An 11,271-nucleotide genomic window follows, 5' to 3' on the forward strand; every position below is an offset into this window, starting at 1 on the left:
TTAACGGAATGGTTCAATTTGCTTTAAATCATGCCTGGTTGGTGCCCCTGTTGCCGGCTCTGGCCTTTGTGATCATCGTATTTCTGACAAGGCCCTGGCCAAAGGTCAGTTCAACGGTATCCATTGCTGCAATTTTATCGTCCTTTGTCCTGTCTTCTTCCATTGCCTACGGGGTGTTTACCAATCCAGGGTTTATTGAAAAGCCGCTGGTTTATTCCCTGCGCTGGTTTGGTATGGAAGGGTTTACGGTGCATGTGGGAGTCATGCTGGACCCCACCTCCACTATGATGCTCTTTATGGTATCCATGGTAGCAACCCTGATTCAAATCTACTCCACCGGTTACATGGAGGGAGACCCGCAGTACTCGGTATTTTTCTCTTATCTCTCCCTGTTTGCCGCTTCCATGCTGGGATTGGTCATTTCCAGCAACCTGCTGCAGATGTTTGTCATGTGGGAACTGGTGGGGCTCTGTTCTTTCCTCTTAATTGGGTTTTACACCTTCAAGATATCTGCCCGGGAAGCAGCCAAAAAAGCCTTTATCACCACTCGCATCGGTGATTTTGGCATGCTGCTGGGCCTGCTGTTTTTACAAATTGTTTTTGGCACCCTGGATTTAACGGAACTGGCTCAAAGGGTGCCGGCCTTCGAGCAGTTTGGTATTTCCCTGGGACTGCTGACCCTCATTGCCATCCTGTTGTTTATCGGTCCCATCGGTAAGTCCGGTCAGTTTCCGCTGCATGTCTGGCTGCCTGACGCCATGGAAGGCCCCACCCCGGTTTCCGCTTTAATCCACGCTGCCACCATGGTGGTTGCGGGTGTTTACCTGGTGGGCAGGACCCTGTTCCTGTTTGCCGAAGTCCCCGGCGCCATGGAAGTGGTGGCCTTTACCGGTGCCTTCACGGCGTTGTTTGCGGCCACCATTGCCGTTACTCAGAGGGAAATTAAGCGTATTCTGGCCTATTCCACCGTGTCTCAACTGGGCTACATGATGCTGGCCCTGGGGGTGGGCAGCCTGTCCGCCAGTATGTTCCACCTCTGGACCCACGCCTTCTTCAAAGCGCTGATGTTCCTGGGGGCCGGTTCGGTGCTGCATGCCCTGCATCACAAGGCAGACGTCTGGGACATGGGCGGCCTGATTAAAAAGATGCCCATCACAGGCTGGACCTTTGTGGTGGGGGGGCTGGCCATTGCAGGGATTCCGCCCTTTGCCGGCTTTTGGTCCAAGGATGAAATTCTGGCGGTAACCCTGGAATATGCCAAACATGGCCATACACTGGGGTATGTTTTATTCCTGATGGCAACCTTCACTGCTTTTCTCACCGCTTTCTACATGTGGCGGATGATTTTCCTGGCCTTCTTCGGCAAGGAAAAACCGGAGAACCACCCCCACGAATCCCCCTGGAACATGACCTTCCCCCTGATTGTGCTGGCCGTGCTGGCCGCAGTGGGGGGGCTTATCGGTACACCATGGGCCAATTGGTGGTCCCGGTGGATCCATTTCGGCCAACCCCATCATGGGGAACCTGCCATCGGGTTGATGCTCCTCTCGGTGGTTCTGGCATTGGCCGGCATCGGGCTGGCGTATCTTCTGTATTACAAGGATGAAGAAAAAAGAACAGCACAGGAACTGGCCAAGCGTTACCCGACTCTCTACCGAATCTCCTTTAACAAGTATTACGTGGATGAATTATACCAGTGGTTTACCCGAACCGTGGTGGATGCCGGCGCCAACGTGCTGTACTGGTTTGACATCCATGTGGTGGACGGTATTGTGAACGGCCTGGCCGGTATTACAAAAACGTCCGGGAAGGGTCTCCGTTACTTGCAAACAGGCAAACTGCAAACCTATGCGCTGGTGTTCTTCGTGGCCGTACTGGTCATCACTGTGGTGCTGGCCTTTGGCGACCCCACTTCGGCCGGTATCATGGGAGGTGGTAAATAGATGAATATCCCGGTATTAACTTTAACCCTGCTGGCCCCTGTTATCGCTGCCCTGTTCATTGTGTTTATCCCGAAAGAGGAAGAAAAACTCTGCAAGTGGGTGGCGGCCCTGGGGACAGGGGTTGCCCTGGTCCTCAGCCTTTATGTGTATTTTGGTTATGACCGGTCTGTGGGTGGTTTGCAGTGGGTGGACTTCGGCGGGCCTGTTCCCTGGATTGGCGATTTAGGCGTTTCCTACTACATGGCAGTGGACGGTTTAAGTTTACCCATGCTGCTGCTGACCAATTTGATCGGTTTTTCCGCGGTCTTTGCCTCCTGGAACGTCACCCACCGGGCCAAGGAGCTCATGATTTATCTGCTCATCCTCATTGCAGGCGTCATGGGGACCTTCATCGCCCAAGATTTATTTATTTTCCTGTTGTTCTACGAGGTTGTGGTGATTCCCATTTACATTATGGTGATTATCTGGGGGAGTTCCAAGCGGGTCACCAAGGAATACGCCGGTATGAAGCTGACCATCTACCTGCTGATTGGTTCGGCCTTCCTGCTGGTGGGAGTCATTGCTACCTTTGTCCAGTCGGTGGCCATTACAGGTACGCCCGACATGAGCTTTGAAGGGTTGGCCAGGGTGGCCTTTCCGGAAGAGTTCCAGATCTATATGTTTGGTTTAATGCTGCTGGGCTTTGGTTCGCTGCTATCCATGTGGCCCTTCCATTCCTGGTCCCCGGACGGTTATGCCGGCGCTCCCACCGCCGTGTCTATGATCCACGCGGGGGTGCTGAAAAAGATCGGGGGCTACGGCTTAATCCGCATTGCTATTTTTGTTTTACCCATGGGCGCCAAGTTCTGGGCTCCCTGGATTGCCGTACTGGGGGTCATTGGGGTAGCCTATGCCGCCATGGGCGCGCTGGCCCAAAGAGACCTGAAATATGTGGTGGGTTACTCATCGGTTTCCCACATGGGCTATGTTTTACTGGGTGTCGCTTCCCTGGGGGTGATCGGGGTCAACGGGGCGGTGGCCAATATGTTTGCCCACGGGGTGATGGCGGCACTGTTCTTCTCCATGATCGGGTTCATCTATGAGAAAACCCATACCCGCTGGATTCCGGACCTGGGCGGCTTGTCCCACCAGGCGCCCCGGCTGTCGGTGGGATTTATGATGGCGGCCATGGCTTCCCTGGGACTGCCCGGTTTAATCAGTTTTATTCCGGAGTTTACCATTTTCGTGGAATCCTTCAGGGTCTTTGGCTGGTTGGCAGTTCTGGCCATCGCCGGTATCATTATCACCGCTTTGTACGTGCTGCGTGCCGGGGCCAATACCCTGTTTGGCCCGGCCAGAGAGGAATACAACCATATTAAAGATATAAGGGGTCCCGAACTGGTGCCGCTGGTGGTGCTGGGCGGTGTCCTGGTGATCGGCGGGATTCTTCCCTCGTTGCTGTTTGATATGGTGAACAGCGGGGTGGCGCCCATTTTAGCGCACATTCAGGAAGCCCTGCAGATAGGGGGGAGATAAATGAGCTTTGACTTTTCCCTGCTGACAACCGAACTGGCGATGTTTGTATTGGGTTTAACCACCTTTGTGCTGGGTCTGGTGGTTCCTTCCGGCTCCCGCAGGGGATTGGGGAGCTTCGCTGTGCTGGGACTGCTGCTGGTGCTGGGCATCACCGTTGTCAACCGGTCTCACCAGGGGGAACTGCTGAACGGCATGTACCTGGTGGACGGTTACGCTGCTTTCTTCAAGATATTATTCTTAATGGCAGCCATTTTGGTGATTTTTGGCTCTTTCCGCTATGTAGACCAGCACGTGGGCAATCACTTTGAGTATTACTCCACGGTGATCTTTGCTACCCTGGGCATGATTGTCATGGCCTCCGCAGGCGACTTTATTACCCTCTACCTGGGCATGGAACTGATGACCATCTCCTTCATTATATTGGTGGCCTTTCGTTTCATTGAGGGGAAATCCCTGGAGGCCGGTATAAAATACCTGCTGCTGGCTGCCATGTCCTCGGCGGTTACTCTTTATGGTTTGAGTCTGGTTTACGGGGCAACCGGCACCATCATCATTGGACAGGTTGCTCAGGCCGTTGCCGGAGGAGGAGCATCTCCGCTCCTGATTGTGGGGCTTACCATGCTGGTGGCGGGCCTTGGCTTTAAGGTAGCGGCTGTGCCTTTCCATATGTGGTCCCCGGATGTTTACGAGGGTGCGCCGACACCTGTGACATCTTTCCTGGCAGTGGGTTCCAAGGCAGCTTCCTTCGCGGTGTTACTCCGGTTATTTATAGGAGGATTGGCGGAACTCCATGGACAGTGGGCCATGCTGGTGGCCGTCCTGGCTGCCTTGAGTATGCTGATTGGCAACCTGGTGGCCATTCCCCAAACCAATATTAAAAGGATGCTGGCTTACTCCAGTATTGCCCAGGCTGGCTATATCCTGGTGGGATTGGTGGCTGCCACGGAAGCAGGGATCAAGGGTGTTATGTTCTATGCTTTCCTTTATGTCTTTGCCACCGTGGGGGCCTTTACGGTGGTAGCGGCGGTCTATAATAAAATTCACAGTGACGAAATTGCTGACTATGCCGGTTTGGTTCAAAGGGCCCCGCTGGCGGCCACCGTTATGCTGGTCTGCCTGCTTTCCATGGCCGGTATACCGCCCCTGGCGGGTTTTGTGGGCAAGTTCTACCTGTTTAAAACCGTGGTGGAAGGGTATATGTGGCTGGTTTACCTGGGATTAATCATGAGCATGGTGTCGGTATACTACTACCTGCGGGTGGTTTTGGTGATGTTCCGGGACGATCCCAAAGACCCGTCGCCCATTGAACTGGGCAGCGCCACAACCCTGACCCTGTTTATTGCTCTGGTAACAACCATTGTTCTGGGTATTTATCCTGGTCCTCTGGCAGAGGTGGCCAACATGGCGGCCCAATCCTTCTTCCTGCATTAGGCTGATGAATAGATAACTAAATCTCCCGCATCTTTAGCCGGCGGGAGATTTTCTTTTTTGCGGTACCGGCTGTTGAAATACATAAAAATTGAAGGGAAAAGCATTCATGGTCCAGAAAGAAATAGTAGTTTTTTCTGGAGAAGAGGTAAAACCGTGAAATTAAGTAGAAAAGATCTGGGCAACAGGGGAGAAGATGAGGCTGTCAAATTGCTTTCCAGCATGGGCTGGCAGGTGCTTGAAAGAAATTATCGCTGCCGTATCGGGGAACTGGATATCGTGGCCAGGGATACCACCGGTGCGCTGGTATTTGTGGAGGTGCGCTCCCGCACCGGTGTAAGCCACGGTTTACCGGAAGAGAGTGTGGATTACAGAAAACAAAACAAGCTCAGGATGCTGGCTCAACAATACCTGCTGGCCCGCCCAAAGCTTGCCAATAGTTCCTGCCGCTTTGATGTGGTGGCAGTTTATTTTGATGAAGATGGGAAGAAAAAATTTATCAGGCATATTCCCAATGCCTTGTAACCAGCTAACTAACTAACTGCCTTGCGCATACCTGCAGAACTTCTTGCACTCCGGTTTGAAAAAAGGAGAAATACAGTCTTCAGGGTAACCCGGCAGGCTTTCATAGCAGGCCGGGATATTCTTCGGCCGGGAATAGTAACAGGCCACACAGGCCGGCGTGCAGCCGTATCGTAAACAGGCCGTTCCACGGACCCCGAAGCCAAACTCTTGATAGCAACTCGGGGGACAATCACATCGATGATAGTTTAGATTTGGTCCGCCACCCATTTCAAGGTCCTCCTTATATATTAATAATTTATTTGCCCGGTCTTTTAAACTGCATGGTTCCCAGGACAAAAAAGGCAATGCCCAGGAGACCAAACTCAACTTTCTGATCCACAAAGAAACTTATAATAATCAGTAGTATTCCGGCGGTCCGCAATGATTTCGAAATGCTGGGGCGTTCCCGCTGCATGAATCATCACCTCTGGTACTAATTTTAGCCTATGTTAACACGTAGAGATGAAAAAGAAAAGGGTTGGGCTAAAACAAGCCCCAACCAATTATTATGTCCTGTAGGTATGGCGGTCTTTTACTTGTGCCATAATAACCGGTTATCCTGAATGGTCGTTTTAGCGCGTCCCTGTTCATATAAATAACTGAGAAACGCCACAACGGCAGTTCGATACAGGAAAAACAGTCCGGGGTTGGCTGCCGTAACGCCCAGGTGAGAGCATAATTGAGACACCAATCCCTCCGCTTCCCAAGACTCGGAAAGCCGGCTCTCAATTTGTTCGATCAGCTTTAGTACTTTACTGCGGTTGTACTCGATGTCAGAGGTGATATCTTGGGAAGGTTCCCCGTGTGAGGGGACATACCATTCACAGGATAAAGACCCTAACTTTTCCAAGCTTGCCAGGTATGCCTGAATATCCACATTGTAAGGAATGCCGTGTTTTTCCAATAGACTTCCGCTTATGTAAGCATCTCCCGCAAATAAAACCCCGTCATACAGCACCCCGATTTGATCCACGCTGTGCCCGGGAAGGGCCACAATCTCCAGGTGCAACCCGCAGAGGTTCACAGGGCCGGCTTGCAGTTTTTCACCCACTGTACTGGGCTTGGCCAGCAAAAACTTATTGCGCATTTCCTTCCAGGGGGAAGCCCCGCCGGTAAGCATAACGGGTTCAAAGAGCGGAGTTTCAATAAAAGGTGTTTCTAACGGCGATGCACAGACAACTGCACCGGTGCGAGCAGTTATGAATGGGTTTCCCCCGATATGATCCGCATGGGAATGGGTATTAACAATGGCTTTTATGCGAAAACCTTCCTTTTCCACTTCCCGCAGCAGTTTTCTAGCTACGGATTCATCAATACCGGTGTCGATGACGATGGCTTCCCCGGTATCGGAAGCGATGACCCCAATATTGGTGGGTGCTTTAAAAACATAAACGGAATTCTTTATTTTTTCCAGTGCCAAGGTGTTACCCCCCCTTAAGATTGAAATCTTTCCAATTCCCCATTTTAGAAAATAATCAACTATTGCCCTGAAAATAAGGCCCGGGTAGGTCCTGCAAACCCTTTACAAGATCAGCCAGCACCTGGCTGGCCGATTCACGAAAAACCAGCTCTGCATCATGATCCCAGGGTGTCGGTTCCCGGTTTATTATGACTACCTGCCGTGACAGGGAAGGAAGACTTGCCACCGGCTGAACCTGCAAACTGCTGCCGATAACCAGCAGCAGCTGGCAGCCGGACAGCACCTTTTCGGCGATGTAATAGTCGCGGGGCATGGGGTCGCCGAAGAGCACCACGTTAGGACGCAGCAGCCCGCCACATTGTTCACAGGAAAAGTCTTGGTAAAGCTGCTTTATAGCATACTCTTTGCCACAGGCCAGACAGTGACAGCTTCTTAAATTCCCATGCACTTCCCAGACCCTTTGAGATCCGGCTGCCTGATGTAAACCATCAATATTTTGGGTGATGACCCCCAACAGCCAGCCTGACTTTTCCAACCTGGCAAGCGCTTCATGGGCCGCATTGGGTTTTGCCCTGAGACAATCTTTCCACCATTGCAAATTAAACCGGTAAAAAGATTGGGGGTCCTTCTTCAGTGCCTGTATGCCGGCAACCTCTTCGGGATTAAATTGTTCCCACAGGCCTGTATTTTTGGTTCGAAAATCCGGAATGCCGCTTTCGGTACTGATCCCGGCGCCGGTTAAAGCCAGAACTTTTCCGGCATGCCTGACTAAATGAATCAATTGTTGAATTTGTTCCAGGTATTGCAGAGGCAACTTCCTTTCAAATAATTATTTTAATGTATCTTTCCAGTTTAAAATCCTGTAGTTTCATTAAAGAACTCTCCCTTTGTAATACTTACCGAATTCGGTTATTGAGGCGGCCCCATTTCGGCCGGAGCGAGTCTTAGTGCTGTCGGTGCGAAGCTTCGGAGCGAGCGGGTAACACCGTACCTGAGACATTGTGAGTCCAACTGTGAAAGTTTAGTTAATCAGAAAGGCCCACCGGATACTGGTTTGTTAGGCCTGCTTTGGGTGAAAATTATTACAGGTGTTCAAGATCATTAGTTGATAAGGAATTAAAGGCCGGGGGCCCCAATTAAGATAGCTTTCTTTTGCTCGTCCCACCTTACTTCATAACCAAATGCCTCTGCTATCCAGCGAGCCGGCAGATAAGTACGACCATTCTTCATGATGGGTGCCGCATCCAGGTCTACGACAAGATCACCCTGTATAGACTGGTCAATACCCACCTGCATCTGGAGTATCGTATCACCTAATTTCATTGTAACTGTTTCAAGGGTATTGTCCCATTTAATGTCTTCATCTTTTACACCACATGCATATGCAAGGTAACGAATGGGTACAAAGGTACGATTGTTTTCAATAAACGGCGTTGCATCCATAGTGAACTGACGATTGTTAACCATGTATTTGTTCAGGTTAAGGTAAAATACTGCATTATAGGTTGGAGCAGCAATAGCTGTAACTGTAACACTGAGAACCAGAAAGCATGCCAGAATTATTGAAATAAGCTTTTTCATTTTCTGCCTCCACATAAAATTCGTCAATTTATTAGACGAATGAAAAGCAGCATATGTTCAATACAATAAAACTCCCCGTGAACAATAAAATTTTTATCACCGTGGGAAAGAAAACTTAACAAGGTCCTGCCGGAAAACTACATGGATAATGGTAGAGGATAAGACATCCTGAAAAACAGTTTGTTTATTCCTTGTTATTTTCCAAAGACACAAGGAAAAGTCAGAATTTTGTTGAAGTGTTGATATATGATTCTTTGTAAGGGATTAAATGCACTATTTAAGTATCGGGGGAAATATTGTGCTGGCTATTATTGACAGCGTGGCATTGTTAGGGTTAGATGGTCAAAAAGTAAGGGTAGAGGTAGACGTGTCGAACGGGTTGCCTGCCCTGGATATTGTCGGGTTACCCGACGCAGCTGTACGGGAAGCCAAGGATCGGGTTCGAACAGCTATTAAAAACTCGGGATTGGATTTTCCCATCCAGAGGATCACGGTAAACCTGGCCCCGGCGGATCTGAGGAAGGAGGGTCCGGCCTTTGATCTGCCTATTGCTGTGGGAATCCTGGCAGCCACCGGTCAGATCAATCCCGAGCGGTTCTCCGGTATGTTATTTCTGGGAGAGCTGTCTTTGGACGGATCAATTCGTGGTGTTAATGGGGTTTTACCGCTGGTTTTAGCTGCTCGGGAATTAGGGTTTAAAAAAGTGGTAGTGCCCCTGAACAACGCTCCGGAAGCGGCACTGGTACAAGGTATGAACGTATTTGGGTTAACAAGCCTGACCGAATTATCTGCTGCATTGAAGGGTGAAGTTGAGTTAAAACCCTACAAACCGGAGATGATAGCAACCGATCATTCGGCCGGAGAAAAAGAACTGGACTTTGCCGATGTCCGGGGACAGTTGGCTGCCAAGCGCGCCATGGAAGTGGCCGCAGCAGGGGGCCACAACATTTTGATGCTGGGTAGCCCCGGCTGCGGCAAAACCATGCTGGCCAGGAGGTTACCCTCCATTTTACCCGATCTCACCTTTGAGGAAGCCATTGAGGTCACAAAAATTTATAGCATTGCCGGACAACTTTCCGCCAAGAATCCCCTGGTCACAAGACGTCCTTTCCGGGCACCCCACCATACATCTTCCACAGCCAGCTTGGTGGGAGGGGGGAGAATTCCTAAACCGGGGGAAATCAGCCTAGCCCACCATGGGATTCTGTTTATGGACGAACTGCCGGAATTTCATAAAGACAGCTTGGAGGCATTAAGACAGCCGTTGGAAGACGGATGCGTCAGTGTTTCCAGAGTGGCGGCCAGTTTTATTTTCCCGGCCCAAATAATGCTGGTAGGAGCTGCTAATCCCTGTCCCTGCGGATTTTTACTGGATAAAGAGAAAGAATGTAACTGCACTCCTTACCAAGTACAGAAATATATCAACCGTATTTCCGGGCCGCTGCTGGATCGCATTGATATTCATCTGGAAGTCCCCAAGATTTCATATTCTGAATTACATGAAGCGCCCCCGGGGGAGGCCTCGCTGCAGATAAAAAAAAGGGTGGAAAAGGCAAGATCAATCCAGCGTGAAAGATTTAAAGATTTATCCATTTCCTACAATGCAGCCATGGGTGCCAGGGAAGTACGACGGTTTTGCAAACCGGATGCCGAAGGCGCAAAACTACTCCAGGATGCCTTTAAACGGATGGCTTTAAGTGCCCGTTCCCATGACAGAATTTTGAAAGTGGCACGAACCATTGCCGATTTAGATGGAAGTGAAACCATTTCCGCTCAACATCTGGCCGAAGCCATCCAGTACCGTGGACTGGATCGTTTGTTTAGGTAAAGCCTTGATTGAGGAGGTTTTAAAAGAAGGATGTCATCCGAGGATGGCGTCCCTTCTTTAGACTCTACTTTTTTCGTTCCACCAAGAGTTCAGTACCTACCCCAACATTTTCCGGTTCTGTTTAAATAACAAAGGCTGAAATCATCAGTAGCCTCCGAATTTAGCATAAATTTTATCCTTATAATAGCTTAAAGCCGGAGAACTTATTTTTCTTTTTTCCATAAGGATGTTAAACCGAAGTATTTTCTCATTTAGTTTTTTTATTAATCGACGTTTTTCGTCTTCATCATAACAATAGTTAATAAGCTTTTGTAAGGTCACAACCTCTTTTTTAATCTCCATTTCTTCCGGTAGTACTCCGGCATTCTTTAATAACCTGTAGCCGGCTCTAAGCTCATCCGGAATATGGGACAAATCTTCAATTTCCAATGGTTTTCCGCTTCCTGGCAGGTTGCTGAGTTCACCTTTTTCAATGGCTTCACGAATTTTATTTTCCGCAAGTAATGCGAAGATGTCCATTTTTTCACCTTCTGTTATATGATTATATTTCGATACACCTAGAAATTATGAGCTTTCTATGAGTTGTTTGACACTGTTTGTTATATTCCCTTCAACAAAGCAATAATACATAAAAATTTCCTCTTGCGTTAAGTCAACATGCGTGTTAATATAACAAATGTCGCTGCGAGGTGGCGGTTAAAAATTACCACTTGCAACAAGCAAATGAAAGTGGTAAGATGAGTTTCCTGCCGTCGATAAGGTGGTCAGCAAATTACCAAAAACTTTCACTTGCAACAACAGTGAAAGTTGTAGTAAGATAAAGTTCCGGTCGCGAGATCGGGCCTGACAAGCTGGTCTTTGAAAACTAAACAGTGGATGATGGATGCACAACAGGTCAAGTCAAAAGTCATCGATACAAGATGAAACTGTGACAGACCACATCCTCGTCAAGCGTGAACAAAGACGCTAGCGAGTAATTCACGGATAACAAA

The 11,271-nt window shown here is 49.4% G+C and carries 10 protein-coding genes; 5 read left to right on the forward strand and 5 right to left on the reverse strand.

Annotated elements, in window-relative coordinates:
• Positions 1 to 8: 8 nt before the first annotated feature.
• From nuoL to BUB67_RS11585, 4 genes are all read left to right on the forward strand, one after another.
• Positions 9 to 1,943, forward strand: a complete 1,935-nt coding sequence (gene nuoL / locus BUB67_RS11570; protein ID WP_073239588.1) for an NADH-quinone oxidoreductase subunit L — start codon at positions 9 to 11, stop codon at positions 1,941 to 1,943.
• On the forward strand, positions 1,944 to 3,458 hold the full coding sequence (locus BUB67_RS11575; protein ID WP_073239589.1) for a complex I subunit 4 family protein: 1,515 nt from the start codon (positions 1,944 to 1,946) through the stop codon (positions 3,456 to 3,458).
• Positions 3,459 to 4,889 (forward strand): NADH-quinone oxidoreductase subunit N, encoded by a 1,431-nt coding sequence (locus BUB67_RS11580; RefSeq protein ID WP_073239590.1) that lies wholly within the window; start codon positions 3,459 to 3,461, stop codon positions 4,887 to 4,889.
• Positions 4,890 to 5,042: 153 nt separating this feature from the next.
• A complete protein-coding gene (locus BUB67_RS11585; protein ID WP_073239598.1) occupies positions 5,043 to 5,411 on the forward strand; it encodes a YraN family protein in 369 nt (122 codons plus the stop codon).
• Positions 5,412 to 5,706: 295 nt separating this feature from the next.
• Here the strand turns inward: BUB67_RS11585 and BUB67_RS16645 are convergent, their stop codons facing one another.
• From BUB67_RS16645 to BUB67_RS11605, 4 genes are all read right to left on the reverse strand, one after another.
• On the reverse strand, positions 5,707 to 5,865 hold the full coding sequence (locus BUB67_RS16645) for a hypothetical protein (protein WP_200798166.1): 159 nt from the start codon (positions 5,863 to 5,865) through the stop codon (positions 5,707 to 5,709).
• A 117-nt stretch (positions 5,866 to 5,982) separates the two neighbouring features.
• Entirely contained in the window at positions 5,983 to 6,870 is an 888-nt protein-coding gene (locus BUB67_RS11595) for an MBL fold metallo-hydrolase (protein ID WP_073239592.1), read from the reverse strand.
• 55 nt (positions 6,871 to 6,925) lie between these two features.
• Entirely contained in the window at positions 6,926 to 7,678 is a 753-nt protein-coding gene (locus BUB67_RS11600; RefSeq protein ID WP_073239599.1) for an SIR2 family NAD-dependent protein deacylase, read from the reverse strand.
• Positions 7,679 to 7,986: 308 nt separating this feature from the next.
• Positions 7,987 to 8,451, reverse strand: a complete 465-nt coding sequence (locus BUB67_RS11605) for a stalk domain-containing protein (RefSeq protein WP_073239593.1) — start codon at positions 8,449 to 8,451, stop codon at positions 7,987 to 7,989.
• A gap of 298 nt (positions 8,452 to 8,749) precedes the next feature.
• On the opposite strand from BUB67_RS11605, the gene BUB67_RS11610 reads away from it, so the two are divergent.
• The gene (locus BUB67_RS11610; protein ID WP_073239594.1) at positions 8,750 to 10,279 is read left to right on the forward strand and encodes a YifB family Mg chelatase-like AAA ATPase; all 1,530 of its coding nucleotides are present in this window, start codon (positions 8,750 to 8,752) and stop codon (positions 10,277 to 10,279) included.
• Between the two features lie 144 nt (positions 10,280 to 10,423).
• Here BUB67_RS11610 and BUB67_RS11615 read toward each other — a convergent pair whose 3' ends face one another.
• On the reverse strand, positions 10,424 to 10,798 hold the full coding sequence (locus BUB67_RS11615) for a DnaJ family domain-containing protein (RefSeq protein WP_073239595.1): 375 nt from the start codon (positions 10,796 to 10,798) through the stop codon (positions 10,424 to 10,426).
• Positions 10,799 to 11,271: the final 473 nt, after the last annotated feature.

Source organism: Desulforamulus putei DSM 12395 (genome assembly GCF_900129195.1).
Lineage (GTDB): Bacteria > Bacillota > Desulfotomaculia > Desulfotomaculales > Desulfotomaculaceae > Desulfotomaculum > Desulfotomaculum putei.